This is a genomic window from Pseudonocardia hierapolitana (assembly GCF_007994075.1).
Taxonomy (GTDB): Bacteria; Actinomycetota; Actinomycetes; order Mycobacteriales; family Pseudonocardiaceae; genus Pseudonocardia; species Pseudonocardia hierapolitana.
The window spans coordinates 6,075,043-6,099,065 of record NZ_VIWU01000001.1 but is presented as its reverse complement, the minus strand read 5'-3'; the positions used below and the strand labels follow the sequence as shown (position 1 = coordinate 6,099,065).

The 24,023-nt window shown below is 72.9% G+C and carries 18 protein-coding genes and 1 riboswitch; of the genes, 9 read left to right on the top strand and 9 right to left on the bottom strand.

Annotated elements, in window-relative coordinates:
- Window positions 1–87: 87 nt before the first annotated feature.
- Window positions 88–1,245 (bottom strand): L-rhamnose isomerase, encoded by a 1,158-nt coding sequence (gene rhaI, locus FHX44_RS29090; protein ID WP_147258703.1) that lies wholly within the window; start codon window positions 1,243–1,245, stop codon window positions 88–90.
- A complete protein-coding gene (locus FHX44_RS29085) occupies window positions 1,242–1,607 on the bottom strand; it encodes an L-rhamnose mutarotase (protein WP_212612695.1) in 366 nt (121 codons plus the stop codon). Before FHX44_RS29085 ends, rhaI begins: the two co-directional genes overlap by 4 nt.
- A gap of 359 nt (window positions 1,608–1,966) precedes the next feature.
- Between FHX44_RS29085 and FHX44_RS29080 the strand changes: the two genes are divergently transcribed.
- The 4 genes from FHX44_RS29080 (at window position 1,967) to FHX44_RS29065 (ending at window position 9,413) form a co-directional block, all read left to right on the top strand.
- Window positions 1,967–3,259 (top strand): MFS transporter, encoded by a 1,293-nt coding sequence (locus tag FHX44_RS29080; RefSeq protein WP_246170650.1) that lies wholly within the window; start codon window positions 1,967–1,969, stop codon window positions 3,257–3,259.
- The gene (locus FHX44_RS43440; RefSeq protein ID WP_246170649.1) at window positions 3,256–7,341 is read left to right on the top strand and encodes a hypothetical protein; all 4,086 of its coding nucleotides are present in this window, start codon (window positions 3,256–3,258) and stop codon (window positions 7,339–7,341) included. The genes FHX44_RS29080 and FHX44_RS43440 overlap by 4 nt, the downstream gene beginning before the upstream one ends.
- Window positions 7,342–7,512: 171 nt before the next feature.
- Window positions 7,513–8,523 carry a LacI family DNA-binding transcriptional regulator gene (locus tag FHX44_RS29070; RefSeq protein WP_147261553.1) on the top strand — a complete coding sequence of 337 codons (1,011 nt, stop codon included), beginning with the start codon at window positions 7,513–7,515 and terminating at the stop codon, window positions 8,521–8,523.
- A gap of 74 nt (window positions 8,524–8,597) precedes the next feature.
- Window positions 8,598–9,413 carry a tetratricopeptide repeat protein gene (locus FHX44_RS29065; protein ID WP_147258702.1) on the top strand — a complete coding sequence of 272 codons (816 nt, stop codon included), beginning with the start codon at window positions 8,598–8,600 and terminating at the stop codon, window positions 9,411–9,413.
- Here FHX44_RS29065 and FHX44_RS29060 read toward each other — a convergent pair.
- The 6 genes from FHX44_RS29060 to FHX44_RS29035 form a co-directional block, all read right to left on the bottom strand.
- Window positions 9,332–10,090: an ABC transporter ATP-binding protein gene (locus FHX44_RS29060; protein WP_147258701.1), complete on the bottom strand. Its 759-nt coding sequence runs from the start codon at window positions 10,088–10,090 to the stop codon at window positions 9,332–9,334. The genes FHX44_RS29065 and FHX44_RS29060 overlap by 82 nt on opposite strands.
- Entirely contained in the window at window positions 10,083–10,979 is an 897-nt protein-coding gene (locus FHX44_RS29055; RefSeq protein WP_147258700.1) for an ABC transporter permease, read from the bottom strand. The genes FHX44_RS29060 and FHX44_RS29055 overlap by 8 nt, the downstream gene beginning before the upstream one ends.
- Entirely contained in the window at window positions 10,954–11,973 is a 1,020-nt protein-coding gene (locus tag FHX44_RS29050) for an ABC transporter substrate-binding protein (protein ID WP_246170648.1), read from the bottom strand. The genes FHX44_RS29055 and FHX44_RS29050 overlap by 26 nt, the downstream gene beginning before the upstream one ends.
- Window positions 11,964–12,077, bottom strand: a riboswitch (TPP riboswitch). (Overlaps the previous gene by 10 nt.)
- Window positions 12,078–12,143: 66 nt before the next feature.
- Window positions 12,144–12,812 carry a phosphodiesterase gene (locus tag FHX44_RS29045; protein ID WP_147258698.1) on the bottom strand — a complete coding sequence of 223 codons (669 nt, stop codon included), beginning with the start codon at window positions 12,810–12,812 and terminating at the stop codon, window positions 12,144–12,146.
- Window positions 12,813–12,850: 38 nt separating this feature from the next.
- Window positions 12,851–13,849: a cytochrome d ubiquinol oxidase subunit II gene (locus FHX44_RS29040; RefSeq protein WP_147258697.1), complete on the bottom strand. Its 999-nt coding sequence runs from the start codon at window positions 13,847–13,849 to the stop codon at window positions 12,851–12,853.
- On the bottom strand, window positions 13,846–15,189 hold the full coding sequence (locus FHX44_RS29035; RefSeq protein WP_246170647.1) for a cytochrome ubiquinol oxidase subunit I: 1,344 nt from the start codon (window positions 15,187–15,189) through the stop codon (window positions 13,846–13,848). Before FHX44_RS29035 ends, FHX44_RS29040 begins: the two co-directional genes overlap by 4 nt.
- Before the next feature lie 617 nt (window positions 15,190–15,806).
- Here FHX44_RS29035 and FHX44_RS29030 point away from each other — a divergent pair.
- The 5 genes from FHX44_RS29030 to FHX44_RS29010 all read left to right on the top strand — a co-directional run bounded on the left by FHX44_RS29030 (window position 15,807) and on the right by FHX44_RS29010 (window position 22,710).
- The gene (locus tag FHX44_RS29030; RefSeq protein WP_147258696.1) at window positions 15,807–16,742 is read left to right on the top strand and encodes a UDP-glucose/GDP-mannose dehydrogenase family protein; all 936 of its coding nucleotides are present in this window, start codon (window positions 15,807–15,809) and stop codon (window positions 16,740–16,742) included.
- Window positions 16,739–18,004, top strand: coding sequence for a glycosyltransferase (locus tag FHX44_RS29025; protein ID WP_147258695.1), 1,266 nt, complete (start codon window positions 16,739–16,741; stop codon window positions 18,002–18,004). Before FHX44_RS29030 ends, FHX44_RS29025 begins: the two co-directional genes overlap by 4 nt.
- A complete protein-coding gene (locus FHX44_RS29020) occupies window positions 18,001–19,899 on the top strand; it encodes a right-handed parallel beta-helix repeat-containing protein (protein ID WP_147258694.1) in 1,899 nt (632 codons plus the stop codon). Before FHX44_RS29025 ends, FHX44_RS29020 begins: the two co-directional genes overlap by 4 nt.
- On the top strand, window positions 19,899–21,242 hold the full coding sequence (locus FHX44_RS29015; protein ID WP_147258693.1) for a right-handed parallel beta-helix repeat-containing protein: 1,344 nt from the start codon (window positions 19,899–19,901) through the stop codon (window positions 21,240–21,242). Before FHX44_RS29020 ends, FHX44_RS29015 begins: the two co-directional genes overlap by 1 nt.
- A gap of 169 nt (window positions 21,243–21,411) precedes the next feature.
- Window positions 21,412–22,710, top strand: coding sequence for an NAD(P)/FAD-dependent oxidoreductase (locus tag FHX44_RS29010; protein ID WP_147258692.1), 1,299 nt, complete (start codon window positions 21,412–21,414; stop codon window positions 22,708–22,710).
- Window positions 22,711–22,738: 28 nt separating this feature from the next.
- On the opposite strand, the gene FHX44_RS29005 is transcribed toward FHX44_RS29010, so the two are convergent.
- Entirely contained in the window at window positions 22,739–24,007 is a 1,269-nt protein-coding gene (locus FHX44_RS29005) for a DUF4232 domain-containing protein (protein WP_147258691.1), read from the bottom strand.
- Between the last annotated feature and the right edge of the window lie 16 nt (window positions 24,008–24,023).

Genomic DNA, 24,023 nt, shown 5'->3' with positions numbered 1-24,023 from the left:
TCCCTTCCGGGGTCTCGGCGGTTGCAGCATGGCCACCTTCACGCAGCCTGGTTGCAGCATGGCCACCTTGCTGCAACCGGGCCAGGCCTACGCGCCCCAGCCTGCCTGCTCGCCGCCCACCCGCTCCGCCACGATCTTCTCGGCGTAGCCGGACCGGGCGTACGCGGCCATCGGGTCGGGGTCGAGGCCCATCTCCTCGCGGACCTCGCGCAGCAGCGGGCGCACGTCGGTGTTGTAGGCGTCCATCAGCGCCGCGTTGGCGCCGAGCACGTCACCGGCCCGCTGCGCGGTGGCGAGCGCATCGGCGTCCACCAGGAGCGCCTTGGCGGTGGCCTCCTGGACGTTCATCACGGAACGGATGATCGCCGGGATCTTGGGCTCGATGTTGTGGCACTGGTCCAGCATGAACGCGATGCCGGCGTCCTCGCCGAGCGCGTCCGCCGAGACGATCTCGTGCATGATCCGGAACAGCTGGAACGGGTCGGCCGCCCCGACCATGAGGTCGTCGTCGGCGTAGAAGCGCGAGTTGAAGTCGAACGCGCCCAGCCGCCCGGCCCGCAGCAGGAACGCCACGATGAACTCGATGTTCGTGCCCGGGGCGTGGTGGCCGGTGTCGATGCACACCGTGGCCTTCGGGCCCAGCTCGATGCAGTGGGCGTACGAGGTGCCCCAGTCCGGCACGTCCGTGGTGTAGAAGGCGGGCTCGAAGAGCTTGTACTCCAGCAGCATCCGCTGGTGGTCGCCGAGCCGGTCGTACACCTCGCTCAGCGCCTCGGCGAGCCGGTCCTGGCGGGCGCGGATCGAGTCCTGGCCGGGGTAGTTGGTGCCGTCGGAGAACCAGAGCTTGAGGTCGCGGCTGCCGGTGGCGTCCATGATGTCGACGCACTCGAGCAGGTGGTCGGTGGCCTTGCGGCGCACGGCCGGGTCCGGGTTGGTGACAGACCCGAGCTTGTAGTCGTCGTCCTGGAAGACGTTGGCGTTGATCGCCCCGATCCCGACGCCCTGGTCGGCCGCGTACTTGGCGAGCGCCGCGTAGTCGTCCACCTTGTCCCAAGGGATGTGCAGCGCCACCGTGGGAGCCACCCCGGTGAGCCGGTGCACGACGCCCGCGTCGGCGATCTTCTCCTCCGGGTTGCGGGGCACCCCGGCCTGGGCGAACACCTTGAACCGCGTGCCGGAGTTGGCGTAGGCCCACGACGGGGTCTCGATGCGCTGCTGCCGCAGGGCGGCCCGGACGTCACTCACCGTTGGTTCTCCGTTCGGGACAGCTGGTCCTCCAGGTGGAAGACCTCCTCGAGGACGAGGAACCCCTCGTCCGGGGCCCGGCCGTCGAGGCCGGTGAAGTACTGAGCCATCTCGGCCTGCCAGCGGGTGTTCACGTCGGTCGCGGCCATGGCGCGCTGTGCGGCGGCCAGGTCGTCACACTCGACGTACCCCACGAGCAGCCCGTCCTCGCGGACGTGCAGCGAGTAGTTCCGCCAGCCGGTGTCGCGCAGCGCCGCGAGCATCTCCGGCCAGACCTGCCGGTGGCGCTCCTTGTACTCGTCCAGGCGGTCGGGCCGCACCTGGAGCAGGAAGCAGTAGCGCATCGGCGCTCGGTCCCCCATACGACGACGGTGGCGACGGAATGAAACCTTTCAATCCACTCTAGGAGACGCGGTCCGGGGCGTCAACGGGCGCCCGGGCATCCCCAGCTCTCGCCGCCCACGCGGGGCGACGAGGACGAGCACACCGCACGTCGTCCCAGCGCTCCGGCCGATCGACGCGAACCCGGAGCCAGCCACCACGGCGCGATCCGACCCTCTCGATCGCGAACGAAACTGGGATGTTCCCAGCCTCGATCGTTATGATTCGGGCTTGTTGCGCGTCCCTCCCGCCGCTAGCCTCCCCGCTTAATACGTTTCAACCGGCGGCGGTAGAGCCGGTACTGCGTGTGCGAAGCCGTCGACGAGGACGAGGAGAGGTCATGGCCGCACCCGATGCCGTGGGGGTCGAACCCGGCGGGGACGAGAGCACGATCAGCAAGCAGCAGTGGAAGTGGTCCGTACTCGCCGCGATGGCCTCCTACCTGGACGCCGGTTCGATCGTGGCGCTGGGTGCCGGGCTCACGCTGTTCCAGGCCGAGCTGGGTCTGTCCAGCTTCGGGGTCGGGGCGCTCGCGGCGATCGGGCCGAACGCCATCGGATGCGCGATCGGCGCGTTCATCGGCGGGCGGCTCGGCGACAAGCTCGGCCGCAAGCGCATCTACAAGTGGGACCTCCTGGTCTACGCGCTGGGCATCCTGCTGATCGCGTTCGCGGTGGACCCGGTGATGCTGTTCGCCGGCACGTTCATCGTCGGTGTCGCGGTGGGCGCGGACGTGCCCACGTCGCTCGCGCTGGTGGGCGAGTTCGCGCCCGCCAAGGGCCGCGGGCGGCTCATCGGGCTCACGCAGGTGGCGTGGAGCCTCGGCCCGGTGGTCGTGCTGGTGCTCGCGCTGGTGCTGAGCCCGATCGGCCTGCTGGGCACGCGGATCGTGTTCATCCACCTGGCGATCGTGGCGCTCGTGACGTGGGCGCTGCGTCGCGGCATGGTCGAGTCGGCGCGCTGGACCGCCGCCGCGGGCCGAGCGCGCTCGGCCGGCGAGCAGGTGAGCGCGCTCTTCCGCGGCGCCAACCTGCGCGCGCTCGCCTGGACGGCCTCGATCTACACCTTCTGGGGCCTCGCAGCGGGCACGGCCGGCATCTTCACGCCGTACGTCGTCGAGACGCTCGGGGCGGGCACGCAGGCGGCCGGCGTCGCGCTGTCCTGCGCCGGGTTCATCATCACGATCTTCTCGACCGTCTTCGTGTTCATGCGCTACAACGACCGCAGCTTCCGCACCCGGCGGATGATGTGGGGCATCGGCGCTCTGTTCCAGGTCGCCGCGTACGCGATCTACCTCGTGCTGCCGTTCACGGTGCCGGTCGTGATCGCCAACATCGTGCTGTTCGGCATCGGCGCCTCGCTGGCCGGTGAGCCGACGTACAAGGTGTTCAGCCAGGAGCTGTTCCCGACGATGCTGCGCGGCACCGCGCAGGGCTTCACGTTCGGCGTGGCCCGCACGCTGCTGGGCATCTGGTCGTTCTTTGTCCCGGTGCTGGCCGCGGTGGAGATCGGCCCGGTCGCGCTGCTGCTCACCGTGTTCCTGCTGATCAGCGGGATCATCGGGTTCTTCTGGATGCCCGACACCGTCGGCAAGTCGCTCGAGCAGATCGAGGCCGAGCGGGCCGCGGCATGACGGCCGGGGTCGAGGACCTGCTCGCCCGGTTCACCGACCCCGGCCCGCAGTACGGTCCCCTGCCGATCTGGTGGTGGAGCGGGGCGAGGGTCACCCGGGAGCGGCTGCGCTGGCAGATGGAGCAGCTGGTGGCGGGCGGCGTCCGGCAGGCCGTGGTGCTCTGCCTGGCGCCGACCGGTCCGATGTTCGGCTCGGTGGCCGACGACCCGCCGTTCCTCTCTCCCGAGTGGCTGGAGCTCTTCGACGCCGCCTGCGCCGACGCCGAGGAGCTCGGCTTCACGCTCTGGCTCTACGACCAGATCGGGTTCTCCGGCGCGAACTTCCAGGGCCGGCTCATCGCGGCCGAGCCCGGGTTCGCCGGGCAGGCGCTGTTCCGGACCGAGCGCGAGGGCACGGACGTGTCCGTCACCGCGCCTGCCGGGCACGAGCCGCTCGCCGCCTACGCCGTGGCGGAGTCCGGCGAGCGGGTCGCCGTCCCCCTGGACGGCGGCACCGCGCGCTGGACGGGCCGGCCGGCCCGGCTCTCGCTCGTCCACGCGGGCACGAGCGGATTCGACTACTTCTCCGCACCCGCCTGCGCCGCGCTGCTGGACCAGGTCCACGGGACCATGGAGAAGGCCGTCGGGCACCGGTTCGCGCGAGCGGGCCGACGCCGTCCTGCGGGGGAGGCGCGCAGGGAGCGAGGAACGAGCGACCGAGCACCGGAGGAGCAGGACGGCGTCTCCCCGGGCCCGCGAGCACGCCGGAGCGAAGCGGAGGCGATTGAACACCGCTCCATCGGCGGGTTCTTCCAGGACGAGCTGCCCCCGATGCCGACATGGGGCCGCGACTTCGCGGCCACCTTCGCCGAGGAGCACGGCTACGACCTGCTCCCCCGGCTGTGGGCGCTCTGGGAGCCGGACACCTCGCCCGAGGCCGCCCGGGTGCGCCGCGACTACCACGCCCACCGCGCCGCGCTCGCCCGCCGCGGCTTCTTCGACCAGCACGACGCCTGGTTCGCCGAACGCGGTCTCGTGTGCGGCTTCGACCAGGCCTCCCCGGCCCGCGAAGGCGACCCGGTCGGCGGCGTGCACACCTACGGCGACTACCTCGGCCTGCACCGCGGCTACGGCGCCCCCGGCAGCGACCACTGGGGCGACGCCAAGGTCCACAGCTCGCTCGCCCACGCGAACGGGCACGACCGCACCTGGATCGAGGCGTTCCACTCCTCCGGCTGGGGCGGCACCCTGGAGGAGACCTACGACTGGCTCTCGGCGTTCCTGCGCCGCGGCGCCACCCTGTACGACCCGCACGCCGTCTACTACTCGACGGTGGGCGGCTGGTGGGAGTGGGCGCCGCCGTCCACGTGCTGGCGCCAGCCGTACTGGCCGTCCTACCCGGTGTTCGCCACCGCGGTGGCCCGGCTCTGCTCGGTGCTCACCGCCGGTGCGCACGTCGCCGACGTGCTGCTGCTCTCCCCCACCACCACCGCACAGGCCCACGTCACGCTCGCCGGCCCGCTCCCCGACGCCGAGCGCGTCAACCGGGTGTTCCGCGAGCTGAACGGCGTGAACTCGTGGCTCTCCGAGCGGCGCGGCGTCCTGGAGCGCGCCGGGATCGACCACGATGCGCTCGACGAGTCCACCCTCGCGCAGGCGACGGTCGGTCCGGCGGGGCTGCGGGTCGGCGGCGAGACCTTCCGCACCGTCGTGCTGCCCGCGGTGTCCGCCCTGCACGGCGAAGCCGCGGGGCGGCTACTGGAGTTCGCGGCCGCGGGCGGGCGGGTGCTCTGCGTCGAGCGCGCGCCGGACCTCTTCCTCGGCGGTGACCCGGGGGTCGGCGAGCGGTTCGCGGCCGCCGTCGCGGACGGGACGATCACGGTCCTCCCGAGCGCGCGGGAGGTTCCGGCCGCCGTGCACCGCGGCCCGGTCCAGGTGGACGCCGACGCCCCCTTCCTGTTGCGCCGGCACGGGAACGCCCACGTCCTCGCGCTCACCGCCCACGACGAGCACACCGGCACCGAGGCGCCGATCCTCGACCTGCACGGGTCGTGGCTGGAGAGCGGCTTCACCTGGCAGGGCTACAACGACGCGCTCCGCGGCACCGGCTACCGCTTCCGCCCGCCCGGCGACCGGGTCGCGCGGGTACGCGTCACCGGGATCGAGCGGCCGCGGGCGCAGAGCTGGTCGCCGGGCACGGGCCGGCGCACCGAGCTGGAGGTGACGGGTGCGGACGAGGGCTGGGAGTTCGCCGTGCCGTTCGACGACGGCGCGGTCGCCCTCGTAGTCCTCGGCCCCGAGCTGCCGGAACCGACCGCCGAGCCGCTCGGCCCGGTCGTGGAGACGATCCCGGTGGAGGGGCCGTGGCGGGCGCTACCCGAGTCCACCCTGGACAACCGCTGGGGCGACCTGGCGGCCGCCGACCGCCCCGGGACCATGCCGATCGAGGCCTGGCGGCTGGAACACGCCTCCTCCCCGGCGAGTCCGACGTCCGAGCACGGCGAGTCTCGCGTTCCTCCCGTCAGGGAACCGCCATCGGCCGGGTGGAGGCCCGTCATCGCGGGGTTCGGCCCGTTCGCGCAGGTACGAGGGCCGTGGGGCGACGGCCCGGCACCGGGGTGGCAGCCCGCCGAGTGGTCTCTCTCGCGCGGGATCCGCGACGACCCCGCGCACGCGGAGACCCTCGGGCCGAAGGGCCACGTGCCGGAGGAGTTCCTGGACTGGCGCCACGTCCGTGCGGGCGAGCGGGTGGCCGTGCGCACCCACCTGCCCCTTCCCGACCGGCCCGGCCTGCAGCTCGCGGTCGGAGCCGGGGCTCCCCGCCGCGTGCTCGTCGACGGCGTCGAGGTACCGGTCGACGGCGCGGGGCACCTGTCGTTCAGCCCGCTGCCCGCCGGCCGCACGGTGGCCGTGGAGATCGAGCTGACGGCAGAGCGGGACGGCCCGCTGCGCGCGGCGTTCGCGGTGGTGACCGATGCGGAGGCGTACCGGCGCCCGGAGTGGATGCTCCCGGGCGGAGAGGTGGTGGTGGGCGAGTCGGCCGACCTGGTGCTGCGCCTGCCGCTCGATGCGGTGCCGCCCGACGCGGTCGTGCACGTCGGATCGGACGGGGCGTGCCGCGTGCTCGTGAACGGCGTCGAGGTGGGACGCCAGGGCGACTTCCAGCCCTATCCCGACCACCGCGAGGTCCGCGTGCACGCCTACGACCTCGGCCCGCACCTGCGCGCCGGGGCCAACGAGCTCGTCCTGCGCGTGACCAACCAGGGCGGCGAGTCCACCGCCGCCACCCTCGACTCCCCCGGCCTCGGCATCACCAGCGGGCCCGGCTGGACCGCCCGGCGCGACGGCACGCCGGTGCCGCTGGTGCTGCGCCGCCGCCACCCGCTCGACCCCGCGTTCGTGTGTGCGCGGACGCGTCCGCACCCGCTGCCCGGGGCGGCGTGGCTCGACCCGGCCGCGGCCGGGGGCGACGTGGTGCTGCCCGTCGTGCCGGACGTCGCGCCCGGCCCGGAGCGCACCGAGTGGCTGCGGCTGCGCGTCCCGCCGGGCACGGTGGCCCTGCGGGTGCCGACGCCGCTGCCGGTGGTGGCGGAGGTGGACGGCACGCAGATCACCCCCGTCGACGGGATCGTGCAGCTGCCCGCGCACCACGGCCCCCACGTGCTGCTCCGCGTCGCCGCCCGCGACGGCCGGCGCGGCGGCGCGCTGCTGGACGGCCCCGTCGAGCTGGAGGTCACCGAGGCCCAGGTGCCGCTCGTGCCCTGGGAGGACCTGGGCCTGCGCGCACTGGGCGGGCAGGTCACCTACCGCACCGCCGTGACCGCACCCGCAGGCGGGCGCAGCGTGCTCGACCTCGGCGAGGTCCGCGGCACCGCCGACGTCCGGGTGAACGGCACGCTCGCCGCCCGGCTGGTCTGGGGACCGTGGCGCGCCGAGCTCACCGACCACCTGCGCCCCGGCGAGAACGAGATCGAGGTGGTCGTGCGCGGCACGCTGGCCGGCTACCTCGACGACGCCTCCCCCACGGCCGGGGTCTACGCGGGCCAGGTGCGCACCGGGCTGTTGGGGCCGGTCGTGCTGCGCAGGCACGGGAGTTCCCGGTGAGCGGTGGCACCGGGAACCACTGCCCAGTGGTTCACCCGTTCGCTCATCCCTCGGCGCCAACCCGCGCTGCGGAGGGATGATGACCTGTGGAGCACTACACTCCACCCGTTTGAGCGGTCTCGGGAGGCAACGGTCGTGACGGCGGGGACGAGCCCACGGGGCGCCCCGAGCATGAAGGACGTGGCGCTGCGCGCCGGCGTCTCGCTCGGCACCGTGTCCAACGTCCTCAACCGGCCCGAACTGGTCAGCGAGCGCACCCGGCAGCGCGTGCAGGCCGCGATCGCCGAGCTGGGGTTCGTGCGCAACGAGTCGGCCCGGCAGCTGCGCGGCGGGGGCAGCCGCACGCTCGCCTACGTCGTGCTGGACACGTCCAACCCGTTCTTCACCGACGTCGCCGAGGGCGTGCAGGAGGCCGCCGACGGCGCGGGGCTCGCGCTGTTCCTCTGCAACAGCGCCGAGAGCAGCAGCCGCCAGTCGAGCTTCCTCGACCTGCTCGAGCAGCAGCGGGTGGAAGGCGTGCTGATCACACCGGTGGACGTGTCCGACCCGCGCATCAGTGCGCTCGCGGGGCGCGGCACCCCGGTGGTGATCGTCGACCGCGGCGCAGGGCCGGACGGCTGCTCCGTGGCCGTCGACGACGTGCTCGGCGGCGATCTGGCCGTCACGCACCTGCTGGAGACCGGCCACCGGCGCATCGCCTTCGTGGGAGGGCCGCGCGCGATCGGCCAGGTCGCCGACCGGATCACGGGCGCCCAGAAGGCCATCTCCCGCGCGCCGGGCTCGGATCTGGTCGTCGTGGAGACCGCGGCGCTCAACGTCGCCGAGGGCCGCCGGGCGGGCGAGCGGATCGCGGGTCTGCCGGCAGCGCGCCGCCCCACCGCCGCGTTCTGCGCCAACGACCTGCTCGCCCTCGGGCTGCTGCAGCAGATGGTGCGCCTCGGGCTGCGGGTGCCCGACGACCTCGCGATCGTCGGCTACGACGACATCGAGTTCGCCGAGGCCGCCGCCGTGCCGCTGACGTCGGTGAGCCAGCCCCGGCAGCTGCTGGGCCGCACCGCGGCCGAGCTGCTCCTCGAGGAGGCCCGAGCCCCGGAGAGCCACGAGCACCAGCAGGTGGTGTTCGCCCCCGAACTCGTGGTGCGTGCGTCCACCCGCCTGCGCCCCGCCGACCGACCCGCCTGAGCGGGGACCCGCTTCGGGCTCGGAAGCGGCTATCGGTACCGTCTGGCTCCACCGTTCGGGGGAAGGGGTCGGCAATGGCGTGGTGGTCGCGCGAAGGACGCGATCGCGGATCCGCCCGCCGGCGAGGCCCGGAGGACGTCGCCGCGCTCGCCGAGCGCAACGCCGACGGCGTGAGCTACTTCGCCGTGGGCCGTGCCTCCGATGCGATCGCCCGCTTCGCGGACGCGCACGAGGGCTGCCTCGTCACGCTCGGCGCCGATCACCCGCACACGCTCGTCACCGCGGGCAACCTCGCCGCGGCGTGCGTGGCCGCGGGCGACTGGCGGCGCGGGCTGGACCTGATGGCCGTGAACCTCGCCGACCGGGTGCGGGTGTTCGGCGACGACGACCCCCGCACGCTCACGGCCGCCGACGCCATGGCATCGGCCTACCGCCTGGTCGGTGACGTGAACGAGGCGATCACGCTGTCCGATCGCGTCACCGCGGAGCGCAGGCGGGTCCTCGGGCCCACCCACCCCGACACCCTCGTCTCCCGGATGGGCATGGCACTCGCCCGCGCGGCGGCGGGCGACGTCATGGCGGCCATCACCCTCCTGGAAGTCACGCTGCACGACTCGGAACAGGCACACGGCGCCCGCCACCAGCACACGATCGCCCTGCGGGCGAACGTCGCCGCCTGCCTGGTCACGCTCGGCCGCGGCGACGAGGCCGTGGCTGCGTACCGGCAGGCCGTCGACGACTCGGCAGCGTTGCTCGGGGCCAACCACCCCGACACCGTCGCGTTGCACGAGGAGCTGCTGAAGATCGTTCAGGACGGAGCGTCGCGCAACGCCGCGAGCAGCTCCGACTCGACCTCCGCGAACCGCGTCGAGGTGATCAGCTCCACCTGACGGGGACGGGGCAGGTCCACCGCCACCTCCCGCCGCACCCGGGTGGGCCGGGGCCCGAGCACGATGACCCGGTCGGACAGGAACGCGGCCTCGCGGATGTCGTGGGTGATCAGCAGGACCGTCCAGCCGAAGTGGGCACGGACGTCCTCGAGCCAGGTCTGCATGTCGGTGCGGGTGAGCGAGTCCAGTGCCCCGAACGGCTCGTCGAGCAGCAGCACCGCCCGGTCCTGCACGACGGTGCGCAGCAGCGCGGCCCGCTGGCGCATCCCACCCGACAGCTCGTGCGGGCGCGCCGACTCGAACCCCTCGAGGCCGAACGGCGCGAACAGCGGGCGGGCGCGCTCCCGCGCCGCCCGCCGCGACATCCCGGCCACCTCCAGGCCGAGCGTCGTGTTGTCCAGCACCGTGCGCCACGGGAACAGCAGGTCGCGCTGCGGCATGTAGGCCACGTGGTCGACGCGCCCGGTGGCGTCCACGCCGTCCACGAGCACGCGCCCCGCGTCCGGGAGGTCCAGCCCGGCGATCACGTTGAACAGCGTGGACTTGCCGCAGCCGCTCGGCCCGATCACCGAGACGAACTCGCCGGGCGCCACGTCGAACTCGACGCCGTCCAGCACGGGCAGCGGGCCGGGGAAGGCCTTGTGCAGGCCGTCCAGGACGAGCTTGCTGTCAGCCACGGTGCCACCAGGGGATCACGAGCCGCTCCACGGCGTAGGTCAGCAGGAACAGCGCCACCGACAGCAGGGCCGTGACCAGCACGGCGGCGAGCACGAGGTCGGTGCGGAAGGAGTTCTTCTGCAGGCTCATGAAGATCCCCAGCCCGGCCGTCGCGCCGACGTACTCGGCGAAGATCGCCCCCGTGACGGCGTAGGTGATGCCGATGCGCAGCGCGGTGAAGAACCGGGGCATGGCGCCGGGCAGCCGCACGTAGCGGAACTGCTGCCAGCGCGAGGCGCCCATGCTGCGCAGCAGGTTGGTGGCCTGGCGGTCGGTGGCCGCGAACCCCTCGATGAGCCCGACCGTGATCGGGAAGAACGTGACGAGGGCGATCACCACGACCTTCGGGAACATGCCGAACCCGAACCAGATGATCAGCAGCGGGGCGATCGCGATGATCGGCAGCGTCTGGGAGGCGACGAGGAGCGGGGTGAGCGCCCGGCGCAGCCACGGCGAGAAGTCGACCGCGATCGCGATCGCCCAGCCCAGCGCCAGCGACACCGCGAACCCGACCGCGGTGACCTGCAGCGTCGGCACCGTGTTCGCCCAGATCTGGTCGCGGAACGCCCAGCCCTGCTCCAGCACTCGCAGTGGCGAGGGCAGCACCTGCGGCCGCACCTCGGCGGCCGTCACGTACCACTGCCACCCGGCGAGACCTGCCGCGACGAGCACCAGCGGCGGCGCCACCCGCCCCCACACCCGCGAGTCCCGCACCTCGACCCGGCGAGTCCCGCGTTTCGACGGGGCGAGTCCCGCGTCTCCGCCCGGCGAGCCGGGCGTCTCGACCCGGCGGGGGTTGCGATCGAGCACGGCGAGCTCGGGCTCAGGCGGGCGATGCGAGGTAGTCATTGCTGAACCAGGTGGCGAAGTCGGGGCGTTGGGTCAACGGCGCCCCGTCAGGGCCCGTGAGGGCGCCGGAGTCGAACACCCACCCCGAGTACCCCGCCCACTTCTCGGGCGTCTGGGTGCCGACGCGGCCGTTCTCGTCGCGCAGGAACCGCTCGGCGAGCATGTGCTGGCTGCGCGTCACGAGCTCCGGTTCGGCGAACGCACCGGGGTTGGCGTCGATGAGGAGCTGGGCCGCGCGGTCCGGGTCGTCGGCAGCGAGCTGGTATCCGCGCTGCGCCGCCTGCACGAACTTCGCCGCGAGGTCGGGATGCGCGGTGAGCCACGGCGAGTTGCCGATGAGCAGCACGTTGTAGGCGTCCGGAAACCCGTAGTCGGTGTAGGAGAACGTCTTCAGCGGCTGCCCGCGCAGCTCCGCCTCGATGCCCTCCCAGGCGACGAACGGCTCGGTGAAGTCGACCTCTCCCGCGTAGAGCGCCTCGTACGCGGCCGTTCCCAGCACGACCGTGCGGAACGTGCCCGTGCCGCCCGCGTCCTGGATGACGGCCCGCATCTTGGGTTCCTCGTACGCGGCGCCGAACCCGCCGTACGTCTTGCCGTCCAGGTCGCGCGGCGAGGTGATGTCGGCGCGGTCGGCCCGCACCGCGATCTGCGTGGCCCAGTGCTGGAGCACGGCCATCACGGACGTGATGTCGGCGCCCGCCGCCTTCGAGAACGTGAACGAGTCCTGGAAGCTGATGCCGAACTCGGCCGCGCCGGACGACACGAGCGTGTCCGGCGAGGTGTTGTTGTACGGCAGGAACTGCACGTCGAGGCCTGCCTCGCGGAACCAGCCCTCCTGCTGGGCCACGAACAGGCCGGTGTGGTTGGTGTTCGGCGTCCAGTCGAGGGCCACGCGGATCGTCGGGGTCCCGCTCCCCCCGCCACAGCCGGCCAGCAGCAGGGCCAGCACCGCCCCGATGGCGGCCAGGATCCGGGGTGCGCGTACGGGTTTCACCAGTTCCTCCCTACGCCGGTACTAACCGGGTCAGGTGCGAACGGTCGGCGGCCGGTCCTGCCGCCCTCTCAGCCTCGGATCGCGAGGCTCCCGTGGGTCGGGAGGAGGATACGTCCTGCGTCCCCCTCCGCGCAGTCGTGCTCCTCACGCGGGACGAGCGCCGCCCGGCGCTACGGCTCCGAGGGGGGCCTGCGGTGCAGGTCGTCGCGGGCGGCGCCGCGTCCCCGGCGCGAGCCGGTGTAGGCCCACACGCGCAGCCGGCGCAGCGGCGCGGCCGGGCGGAGCTGCGGGTGGGCGTTGAGCACGGGGTCGAACGCCACCGGATCGCCGGTGTGCGGCGCCACCAGCACGAGCCGCCCGACCGGGCGCGGAGCGCCACCGCGCTCGCGTTCTGTGACGGTGAAGGCCATCGGGGTGGCGGCGGCCGGGTCGGCCGCCGCCGCAGGCGCCTCGGGATCGAGGCCGAGCACCACCCGGGCGCCGGCCGCGGTGTAGGGCAGCAGCGTGGTGTACGGCCGCCGTCCCCACCCGGTGGACGGAACCAGCAGCCGCCTGCGGCCACTGGTGAACAGCACGTCGAGCACGTGCCCGCCCACCTCAGTCCGGAGGGCGACGCCGAGGAGGTCGGGGAGCGCCCCGGGCGTGCCCACTCCCTTCGACAGCCGCACGAGCGCGGGGCGCTCGCCGGTGCCGCCGAGCGCGGTGGCGGTGGCGGACTCGCGTTCGGTGAGCGCGACGCGCCCGTCGAACAGCGTCCCGCGGGGGTGGAAGGCCGGGGCGCGCCGCCACCGCGCGAGCCGCGCGAAAGCGGCCGCGACCAGCTGAGGGAGACCGGGCACGACGGGAGCGTTCCCGTGAAGGCGCCGGGGGAACCGGATCAGCCCGCCGCCCGCTCCCGCTGGAACAGCAGGAACAGGAAGACCAGCGACGGCACCAGCAGCACGGAGCCGATCCCGAGGACCCACAGCACCGCCACGAGCACGGCCGGGTCCCCGGCCGCGGCGGCGACGGTCAGCCCGGGCAGCATGGTCGGGTACTGCGCGATCCCCCAACCCCAGATCACGGCGGCGACGGCCAGCGCGGCGGTGATCCGGACCGGCACGTAGCGCCGCGCCGCCAGCAGTCCGAGGGACGCGGCGCCCGCGACCACGCTGAGCACCGCGAGGGGCAGGGCGCGGCCGGTCAGCCCGGCGACGAGGCCGGGCGCGTCGACCCGGACCACCAGCGGCGCCGCCACGGTCGCGGCGCCGACGAGCACCCCGGTCGCGAGCGCCCGCACGCGGAAGGCTTCGGCCAGCTCCTCGTCCCCGGCCCGCCGGGCGTCGGCGCACAAGTAGACGGCCGCGAGATAGGCGCACGCCCCGACGGCGAGCACACCGGTAGTGACCGACGTGGGGTTCCACCAGCTCGCGACGATGTCCCCGGCGCCGATCCCGGGCGGCACCCGGGCGGAGGCGACGGCACCGGCGATCGTGCCGAGGAAGAACGGGGTGACGACCGACGAGAACGCGAACGCGGCACCGAACACGCGGCGCAGCCACAGCTCCTCGATCGCCTTGCGGAACGCGAAGGCCGCCCCGCGGGCGATGATGCCCAGCGCGGCGAGGGTGAGCGGGATGTAGAGCGTGGCGGCGAACGGGGCGAACGCCTCCGGGAACGCCGTCCAGAACAGGGTGATCACGAAGATCAGCCACACGTGGTTCGCCTCCCACACCGGGCCGATCGAGTGCTCGATGAGGTCGCGCTGCGGACGGCCGCGTTCGGCGCCGCCCGCGAGCAGGTCCCACAGGCCTGCGCCGAAGTCGGCGCCGCCGAGCAGCGCGTACAGGGTGAGCCCGATCCAGAGGGTCACGAGCAGGACGTCCGCGGCGGTCACCGGGCGCCCGCCCGTTCCTGCGGGGCCACGGGACCGCGGCGGGCCAGGCGGCGCAGGACGGCGACCGTCGCGACCGTCAGGACGGCGTAGACGGCCAGCACGGTCAGCAGGCCGGCGACGAGACCGGGGTGCGGGTTGACCGCGTCGCGGGTGAGCAGCACGCCGTAGACGACCCATGGCTGGCGGCCGACCTCGGTGACGACCCAGCCGGCCTCCAGGGCGAGCGCCGCGGCCGGGCCGGCGAGCACGGCGGCGCGCAGGAACCATGGCGAACGGGGCAGTTCCCGGCGGCGCCACCACGACCACGCGAGCCACGCGCCGAGTGCGACCAGCGCGAACCCGATCGCGACCATGACCTGGAAGCTCCAGTGCACGATGTTCACCGGCGGCCGAAGCTCGGGTGGGGCTTGGTCGAGGCCGAGGACGACCGCGTTCGGGTCCCAGTGCGCGAGCAGCGAGAGCGCGTTCGGGATCTCCAGTGCGTAGCGGAGCTCGCCGTCGACGAAGACCCCGCCGAGCGAGAGCGACGCACCTGCTGTGGTCTCCGCGAGTCCCTCGATCGCGGCGAGCTTGAGCGGCTGGTACTCGGCGAGGAAGCCCGCCGCCCAGTCCCCCACCACCACCTGCACCGGGGCGAGCACGGCCGCCACGGTGAACGGGACGAGGAAGCCGAGGCGGTGGTGACGGTCCCGGCGCCCGCGCAGCAGCCCCACCGCGTAGACCGAGGCCACGCCGAACCCGGCGACCATGAACGCCGCGACGATCATGTGGACGGTCTGCGGGGGCGTCGCCGGGTTGAACATCGCCTCCCACGGCCGCACGCCGACCACCTCGCCGTTCACCAGGTCGAACCCCCGCGGTTGGTTCATCCACGCGTTCGCCGTGACCACGAAGAACGCCGAGGCCACCCCGGCCACGATCACCGGGATGCCGGTGAGCACGTGGACGCGCGGTGGGAGCCGGTCCCACGCGTACAGCCAGATCCCCAGGAAGATCGCCTCGACGAAGAAAGCGAAGCCCTCCAGCGCGAACGGCAGCCCGATCACGTCGCCGAAGGGGCCCATCAGGCCGGGCCAGAGCAGGCCCATCTCGAAGCTGAGTATCGTGCCCGAGACCGCGCCGACCGCGAACAGCACACCCATCGCGCGGGCCCAGGTGCGGGCGAGCACCTCCCACGCCGGGTCGCCGGTCCGCAGCCCGCGCCACTCCGCGAAGACGGCGAGCCCCGGCATGCCCACGCCGAAGCAGGCGATCACGATGTGCCAGCCCAGCGAGAACGCCATCTGCACCCGCGCCGCCACGAGGTCGCCCGCCGTCGCGGCCCACACCGAACCGTCCACCCGCACCCCCTCGTCCCTGGAGGGCTACCCGCGGGAACATCGATCCGCACCATGCCGTTGGGTGAGTAGTGATCAGTGGTGATCCGTGCGAGGGATCACACGAGCGGCACGTCCACCGCACCGCGAGCGGGCATTCGCACCTCGCGGGGTGGGAACCTGCGCAAATAGCCGGGAATGACCCGCAGGGATCGCCGCTGGTGACCCGTGCCGGACACAGCGTGACCACAAATCTGAGACGATCTCAGGAGTCGTTGAGATAGTGTTTATCGCGTAGGGGTTCCACCGGCGAACAGCCGGTCAGCGGTAGAAGTAACGACCGACCTCGACTCCCGGTGATGGGGGCCGTCCGGCGGGGGCGCAACACCGGACGACTTCATCGGGAGCTGGCAACGGCCGCACCGAGGATCGGCTTGACCTGCACCGATGCACTCGAACACCTGTCGCCCACGGGGTGTTCGAGCGCGCCCGAGTGCCCGGTCGTCGACGACCGGCGGGTCGAACTGATCTTCGCGGACGACGACGTCCGTCGTTCCGCACACCACCGGATCCGAGGTGAGGCTTGCCTGCCTTCGGGTCGCATCAAGAGGGGAATAAACGTGAACAGCAGGATTTTCATCATGGGTTCCGGTGTCGTGGGCGCCGCGACCGGTGAGGGTTTCCTGAAGGCCGGCCACGACGTCACGTTCGTCGACATCAACGAGGTGCGGGTCCGGGAGCTGCGCGACCGCGGCTGGGACGCGCGCACCGAGATCGACCTGGCCGGCGAGCCCGAGTCGCTGATCTTCCTGACGCTGCCGACGCCGAACGACGGGCACCGCTACGACCTGTCGGCGTTCACCGCCGGCACCGCGGCCGTCGGCCGTGCGATCGCGGGCGCATCGGCCAGGCACATCGTCGTCGTGCGCTCCACCGTTCCCCCGGGCACGACCGAGGGCCTGGTCAGGACCACCCTGGAGGAGAACTCCGGGATGGTCGCGAACGAGGGCTTCGGGCTGGCGTCCAACCCGGAGTTCCTGCGCGCCGCGTCCGCGGCGGAGGACTTCGCCAACCCGTGGATGACGATCATCGCCAGCCGCGACCCGAAGAACGTCGAGCGGCTGCGGGAGCTGCTGTCCCCCTTCGGTGGCGAGCTGCGCACCTTCTCCGACCCGGCCGAGGCCGAGTTCATCAAATCAGCGCACAACATCTACAACGCCACCAAGATCAGCTTCTGGAACGAGATGTGGCTGGTCGCCCAGAAGCTGGGCCTGGACCTCGACCCGATCGCCGCCACCGTGGCCCGCTCGGCCGAGGGCTCGATCAACCCCGAGTACGGCATCCGCGGCGGCGCCCCCTACGGCGGTGTCTGCCTGCCCAAGGACACCCAGGGCTTCCTCGGCTTCGCCGACACCGTCGGTGTGAACATGCCGCTGCTGTCCGCCGTGGTGGAGGTCAACGACCGGCTGGCCGAGATCGTCGACCACGAGATCGACACGGTGGCCCACGCCGACGCGAGCGAGCTCCGCGGCCAGAGCACCGCGGCCGCCGCCGCGCAGGAGCGCGAGTCGGCATGAACCTGCCGATCTACTACTACGTGCTGGGCACCCCGCTCGGGGTGCTCGGCCTGATCCGGTGGGGCACCTGGCTCGTGCGGCGCATCCCCGCGGTGCTCTACAAGCCGGTGATCAACGACCACCGGCTGCCGCTGTCGATCGTGGTGCCGGTCTACCAGGAAGACCCGACGATCCTCGCGACGGCGATCGAGTCGTGGCTGGCCAACGACGTCGAGGAGGTCATCCTCGTCATCGACGCCTCGGACACCACCTGCCAGGACGTCGCGGCCCGGTACCCGGTCACCGTCGTCATCACCGACGTCCCCGGCAAGCGCGACGCGTTGCGGCGGGGCTGGCGGGCGGCCCGCACCGAGCTGGTCGCACTCGTCGACTCCGACACCATCTGGGCCGACGACGTCGCCGTCGAGGTGGCCAAGCCGTTCGCCGACCCGCGCATCGGCGGTGTGGGCACCCGGCAGTCGGTGTACGGGTCGAAGGGCTTCCTGGCCCGGATCACCGACATGTTCCTCGACCACCGCTACTTCGACGAGAACGCCTCGCAGAGCCTGCTGGGCAAGGCCGTCTCCTGTCTGTCCGGGCGCACCGCGGTCTACCGCCGCGAGCTGCTGCTGGAGATCGAGGACGACTTCATGAACGAGACGTTCTGGGGCGTCCAGTCGCTCTCCGGTGACGACAAGCGGCTCACCACGCTGATCCTGGAGCGGGGCCACCTCACCTACATGCAGCGCACCGCCGAGGTGTGGTCCACGTTCCCGGACCGCTGGCGCACGTTCTTCCGCCAGCGGCTGCGCTGGGCCCGCAACACCTGGCGTTCGGACCTGCGCGCGCTGTCCAAGCCGTGGGTGTGGCGCCACCCCTTCCTCGCCTACACCATGATCGACAAGGGCCTCAGCAGCTTCACCCTGCTGCTCGGGCCGATCGCGATGGGGTTCGCCCTCGTCACGCAGAACTGGATCCTCGCGGGTGTGCTGCTGCTGTGGTGGCAGGTCAGCCGCGCGGCCAAGCTGGCCCCGCACATCCGGCGCCGGCCGTCCAGCTTCTTCTTCGTGCTGGGCTACGTCGCCGTCTCCTGGCTGATGGCGATCATCAAGATCACCGCGCTGGTCACCATCCGCAAGCAGGCCTGGCTCACCCGCCAGGTCGCGGTCGAGAACGGCGAGGTCGTGCGCACCACGGTCGACGACCACCACGACGACCACGACCACCACGACAGCGACGACCACCACGACAACGTCATCCCACTGCGGAGGGTCGCGGCATGAACACCGGCACCACCAGCAAGCGGTGGGTCGGACGGCTCCTCGCGGCGGGCATGACCACCGCCCTCGGCCTCGGGCTCGCGGCGGGCACCGCCGTGGCCGCCCCGACCGCGACCCCGATGGCCCAGACGGTGACCCAGGCGGTGGCGCAACCGACCCAGGTGGTCACCCCCGACACCGCGGCTTCTGTGCGCAGGGCCTGGGAGGCCCGCGGCCGCCCGCACCGGATGGTGGTCGTGCGGGACTTCCGCATCGACCTCGCCACCGACGGTCGCGTCACCCGCCAGGTCGGGCGCGCAGGGGGCAACCTGACGATCTCGGCGCTCGACCAGGCCCTGCCGTCCGATTGGCTGACCGTCACCGACGGCACCGCGACGCTCGACGCCACGCTCGTCCTCACCCGGGGCGTCTCGATGCAGCTCGGCGGGAGCGGAAGCACCCTGCGCACCCTGCAGCTCGCGGGCGGAGCCACCCCGGCCGACGCCGCCTCGATCCACACCGGCGGCGGGCGGGTCGCCCTCAACGGGATCACGGTCGCCTCGATCGACCTCGCCACCGGGCAGCCGCTGCCCTCCACGGCGAAGGGCCGTCCGACGATCGTGGCATCGGGCGGCGGCCGCCTGGACGTCACCGACGTCACGATCAACGACCTCGGCACCGTGTCCGACGGCACGCCCGGATCCGACGAGCGCGGCGCCGCCGCCGTGGAGTTCCGCACGGCCAGCACCGGCTCGCTGGTGCGCACCACCGTGGCGCGCGGGAGCACCGGCGTGGAGCTGTCCCACTCGCAGGGCGTGCACCTCGAGCAGCTCACGGTGTCCGACTCGGCCGACGACGGACTCGTGCTGGCCGGCGACCAGGGCACCTCGATGAGCGGGATCCGTGCCACCGGCAACGGCGCCAACGGGGTACTCGTGTCCGGGCAGAGCGGCGGCCGCCCGATCACCGGCATCAGCACGAACGCCAACGGGGCGTTCGGCGTGGCAGTGGTCGGCGAGAGCGGCACGCAGATCTCCGCGGTCGACACCACCGCCGACGAGGCGGGCGGGCTGCGCATCTCCCGCTCGACGAACATCGGCGTCACCGGCTACACGGCCACCGACCAGCGCATGGGCGTGTTCACCCACGTCAACAGCTCCGGGATCGTGCTCGACGGGATCCAGACCACCGGGGGCGCCCGCGGGCTGGTCGTCGAGAAGAGCACCAGCCACCTCGAGGCGAAGAACTCGACGTTCAGCGGCGCCCGCGTGGCCGGCGCGGCCCTCAACGGCGCCGACATCGCCCTGAACGGCGTGCACGTGACCGGTTCCCGGTCCGCCGTGCGCGTCGACCGCGGCGCGCACGACATCCGCCTCACCGGGCTCACCGTCGACGGCGGGCGCGACGGCCTCGTCACCGCGGCCGGCACGTCCGGTCTCGTCGTCACCGACCTCACCGTCAACGACGTCGCGTCCGACGCCGTGCGCAGCTTCACCCCGGACGCGCGCATCACCGGCGCGGAGATCACCGGCGGCGGCACCGGCCTGGACCTCGCGGCGGGTGCCACGATCACGAACTCGACGATCGTCGCCGCCCGGGAGGGGATCCGCTCCCGATCCCCCGAGCCGGTCTACGCGTCAGGGGTCACGGTCGACACGACCGAGCTGGGCGTCAACAGCGCCGAGGGCAGCCCGTTCACGCTCGTCAACTCGAACGTGCACGCCCTGGAATCGGTGCGCGGCGTGATCAACCAGCAGGGCACCAACGACCTGAGCCTGCCCCCGCTCAACCTGCTCGGGGCGATCGGCATCCCGCTGATCATCCTGGCCGTGGTGCTGGAGGAGCTGCACTCCTACCGCCAGCGCCGCCTCGGTGGCGCCACCCGGCGCCGCCGCCCGCCGCTCCCGGTGGAGGCGTGATGAGCACATTCCGGCGGACCGTCCAGCTCGTCGTCGCGGGTGCGGTCGGGGCGGTCCTCCTCGCAGGCTGCGGGGCGCCGAGCCCACCGCCGCTGCAGCCCCGGCAGGTCGCCGCGCCCGTCATCGACAGCCCCACGCAGCCCTGCGTCCGGGAGGCGCCCGCAGCCGACGTCCCCGCGCCGGCGGCACCGGCCGGCCTCGACGTCCGGTTCGACCGCGCGACGAACGTGATCGACGTGGTCGCCGGCACCGGGGCGACGCTGCCGGCGATCGCCGCCGCGGTGGGCGATCCGGCCGCGCTGCGCGAGGTGGGCCCGGGCGAGTGGCAGCTGGGCGCCGACCTCGTCGTGCGCGGCGGGGCCGAGGTGCAGATCAGCGCGCCCGAGGTCCGGTGGCTCAAGCTCGAGAGCGCCCCCGGCAGGTTCGTGTCGGTCGAGGCGCTCGGCGGGAAGCTCGACGTCACCGGCTCCTGCGTCACGTCGTGGAACGACGCGGAGGGCACCGTCGACACCGGCTACGACGACGGTCGCAGCTTCCTGCTCGCCCGCGACGGCGCGCAGATGACGATCAGCGATGCCGAGCTGCACTACCTCGGCCACGGCGACGTGGAGTCCTACGGACTCTCCTGGCGCACCGCAGGCACCGGTGGGGGGATCAGCGACAGCATCGTGTCGAACCTCTACTACGGGCTCTACACCTTCGAGGTGAGCGGGCTGTCCGTGCTCGACAACGAGTTCCGCAACAACGTCCTCTACGGGATCGACCCGCACACCGGGTCGTCGAAGCTGGCCATCGAACGCAACGTGGTGCACGACAACGGCAAGCACGGGATCATCCTCGCCGAGGACTGCGTCGACAGCGTGATCCGCGACAACGTGGTCTACCGCAACGCCCACCACGGGATCGTGCTCTACCTGCGCTCGGACCGGAACCTCGTCGAGGGCAACGAGACGTTCGACAACGCGGCCCAGGGCATCAACGTCAACGAGTCCGGCGACAACACGCTGCGGAACAACCGCGTGTACGACAACGGCGAGACCGGCGTCGGCATCACGCAGCTGGCGCAGGGCAACGTGGTGGAGGGCAACCAGCTGCGCGGCAACCAGCAGGACGGCGTGCGCGTGGTCAGCGAGTCCACCGCCACCACCGTGCGCGGCAACGTCATCGCGGACAACGTCCGGTACGGCGTCTACGTCGACACCAGCGGCGCGATCGACCTCACGGGCAACACGATCACCGACAACCGCTCCGGGATCATGAGCACCGGCGACGCGGTGGCCCCGGCCGACGCCAACGACGTGCGCGGCAACAAGGACTCCGACGTGGTGGCCGACAAGAGCTGACCGAGGCCGAAACGGCTCGCGAGGCCGGCCTGCCGTCCGCCGGACGGCAGGCCGGTCAGGTCATCCGCGATCCGCACGGCCGCGCCGGACCGGGATCGCGTCGAGTCATCCCCGTCACAGGTGGGCGCCTGCGCTGTCACATGTCACGCCGGTGTCCCGTCCTCGATGCATGAGACAGAACGAGCATCGCGTCGTGATCGTCGGTGCCGGCTTCGGTGGCCTGTTCGCCGCCAAGGCGCTGGGCAGTGCGCCCGCGTCCGTCACCTTGATCAACGGCACCACCTACCACCTCTTCGAGCCCCTCCTGTACCAGGTGGCCACCGGCATCCTGTCCGAGGGCGAGGTCGCGCCTCCGATCCGGGAGGTCCTCCGGCACCGCGATCTCGACGTCCGGCTGGGCTGGGTCACCGACGTCGACGTGGCGGGACGGACGGTGCTCGTCAGGGCGCCGGACGGCCGGGAGCGGCGGGTGGCCTACGACTCGCTGATCGTGGCGGCCGGCGCCCGCAACTCCTACTTCGGCAACGAGCGGTTCGCCGAGCACGCGCCCTCGCTGAAGGACATCGACGACGCGCTCGAGGTGCGCAGCCGGATCTTCCACGCGTTCGAGATGGCCGAGCTCGAGGAGGACCCGGAGGCCCGCCGCCGCCTGCTGACGTTCGTGATCATCGGTGCCGGCCCGACGGGCGTGGAGCTGGCCGGGCAGATCGCGGAGCTCGCGCACCGGTCGTTGCGGGGCCAGTACCGGCACGCCGACCTGACCGAGACGAGGGTCGTCCTCCTCGACGCTGCGGACCGCGTGCTGCCGGCCTTCGACCGGCCGCTGTCGGTGAACGCGCGGCGCCGGCTGACCCGGATGGGCGTCGAGGTCCGCCTGGCCACCCGCGTCGTGGACGTGGACGCGGGCGGCGTCGAGCTCGAGGGCGGTGAGCGCATCGAGGCCCACACCAAGATCTGGGCGGCCGGCGTCGCCGCCACTCCCCTTGCCGCACGCCTCGCGGACGCCACCGGGGCCGCGACAGACCGCGCAGGCCGCATCCGCGTCGCCCCGGACCTCACGATCCCGGGCCACCCGGAGATCTTCGTGGTCGGCGACATGGCCGCGCTCGACCTGCCCGGCGTCGCGCAGGTCGCGATGCAGGGTGGCCGCTATGCCGCCCGCGCCATCGCGGGACGGCTGACCGGCCGGCCGGTGACGACGCCCTTCCGGTACTTCGACAAGGGCAACATGGCGACGATCGGCCGCTTCTCCGCGGTGGCCAACGTCGGAAAGTTGCACTTCAGCGGCCTGCTCGGCTGGATGATGTGGCTCGGCGTGCACCTGTTCTACCTGATCGGCTTCAAGAACAAGGTCACCACGCTGCTGCACTGGGTGGTGAGCTTCCTGGGCCGGGGCCGCTCGGAGCGGATCGCCACGGCGCAGCAGATCGAGGCGCGCAACGCGCTGCGTCACCGGGACGCGGCATAGCCGCGGCGCCCCGAGCGCGGGCGTGTGACTACGGACCAGGCTGCCACGGACCCACGCGGATCGTGCCGCCGTCCACCAGGTCGAACGGGGCGGGCGAGGTGCCCAGCGCAACGGTGCTCGGCTCGCCTCCCGCGAGCGTGACGCGCAGCTCCTGCGGGGTGTCCTCATCGGCAGCCGCCCCGTACCCCTTCCAGATCAACGGGAAGGACGCGGTGCCGCCCGGTGCCAGACCGACCCGCCGGGCCTCGGGAACCTCCGGGCCCGACGGTGAGCCCGGCTCGGTCGTGAGCCGGAGGTCCCGGCCACCCTGGGCGAGCGTGATGCCGGGGAAGCCGTCGACGTAGCAGGGGCGGACCGCATGGCTCGTGGCGACCACCGACACCGCGCGGGTTCCCATCGCCGCGTCCCACCCGTTGGCGCTCCAGGTGAGGTCTTCGGGCGCGCAGGCCACGGAGGCGTCGACCGGGGCCGGGGTCGGCGACGGCTGCGGGACGGCCGACGGCGCGGCGGGCACCGCCGCACGAGGCGGGAGCACCGGGGCGGCCGGCGAATCGACACCGCCCACCTGATCAGCGCCCACCTGATCAGCTCCGCTCGTCGCGACGATCACGGTCGCGGCCGCGGCGAGGACGCCGAGCGCACCGATCCCGGCCTGCGACGGCCGGATGCCGCCGGCCGCGGCGCGCCACGCCAACAGCCCCAGCGCGAGCGCTGCCCCGTCGACGACCGGCAACGCCCAGAGCATTCCGCGCATCTCGACGGCCCACCACACCACCGCGGCGACCCCGGCCGCTCCGACGACCAGACCGGCGAGCCAGCTCGGGAACGCCGACGCGTGCGCCGCGGCCACGCGCCGGTCCAGTGCCGTCACCGCTGCGGCGTGCACCAGCCAGAACAGGCACAACCCCGCCGGGATCGCCGGCGCGGACAGGAGCACCCCGACCAGCACGAACCATCCCACCACCGCGCACAGGGCCGCGCCTGCGATCGCGCAGGCCACGACCACGGCCCAGGCGGGCAGCGGGCGCGTGACCGGCGGGGCCGGCATCCGCCGGAGCTCCCGCCCGGTCAGGACGAGGCCGGCGAGCACCATCGCGAGCCCGACCGCCTCGAGCACCCACATCGCCGTCAGCACTCCGCCCGCGGAACGAGCAGGCCCGTCGTCGGGATCGAACCAGGACGGCGTGTACGGCGAGGCGGCGATGCCCGCACCGACCATCAGGAGCACGCCCGCGATGGTCACGCCCACCTCGAGCACAGGGCCCGTCCTGCTGTCCGGGAGGCGGGAGAACACCACGACGGCTCCGCTCCTC

Excerpts from the sequence above, each read along its gene's own strand:
- FHX44_RS29085 (WP_212612695.1), bottom strand. The coding sequence starts at position 1,607 with ATGGGGGACCGAGCGCCGATGCGCTACTGCTTCCTGCTCCAGGTGCGG.
- FHX44_RS29065 (WP_147258702.1), top strand. The coding sequence starts at position 8,598 with ATGGCGTGGTGGTCGCGCGAAGGACGCGATCGCGGATCCGCCCGCCGG.
- FHX44_RS29015 (WP_147258693.1), top strand. The coding sequence starts at position 19,899 with ATGAGCACATTCCGGCGGACCGTCCAGCTCGTCGTCGCGGGTGCGGTC.
- FHX44_RS29070 (WP_147261553.1), top strand. The coding sequence starts at position 7,513 with ATGAAGGACGTGGCGCTGCGCGCCGGCGTCTCGCTCGGCACCGTGTCC.
- FHX44_RS29010 (WP_147258692.1), top strand. The coding sequence starts at position 21,412 with ATGAGACAGAACGAGCATCGCGTCGTGATCGTCGGTGCCGGCTTCGGT.
- FHX44_RS43440 (WP_246170649.1), top strand. The coding sequence starts at position 3,256 with ATGACGGCCGGGGTCGAGGACCTGCTCGCCCGGTTCACCGACCCCGGC.
- FHX44_RS29055 (WP_147258700.1), bottom strand. The coding sequence starts at position 10,979 with ATGACTACCTCGCATCGCCCGCCTGAGCCCGAGCTCGCCGTGCTCGAT.
- FHX44_RS29025 (WP_147258695.1), top strand. The coding sequence starts at position 16,739 with ATGAACCTGCCGATCTACTACTACGTGCTGGGCACCCCGCTCGGGGTG.
- FHX44_RS29080 (WP_246170650.1), top strand. The coding sequence starts at position 1,967 with ATGGCCGCACCCGATGCCGTGGGGGTCGAACCCGGCGGGGACGAGAGC.
- FHX44_RS29020 (WP_147258694.1), top strand. The coding sequence starts at position 18,001 with ATGAACACCGGCACCACCAGCAAGCGGTGGGTCGGACGGCTCCTCGCG.
- FHX44_RS29030 (WP_147258696.1), top strand. The coding sequence starts at position 15,807 with ATGGGTTCCGGTGTCGTGGGCGCCGCGACCGGTGAGGGTTTCCTGAAG.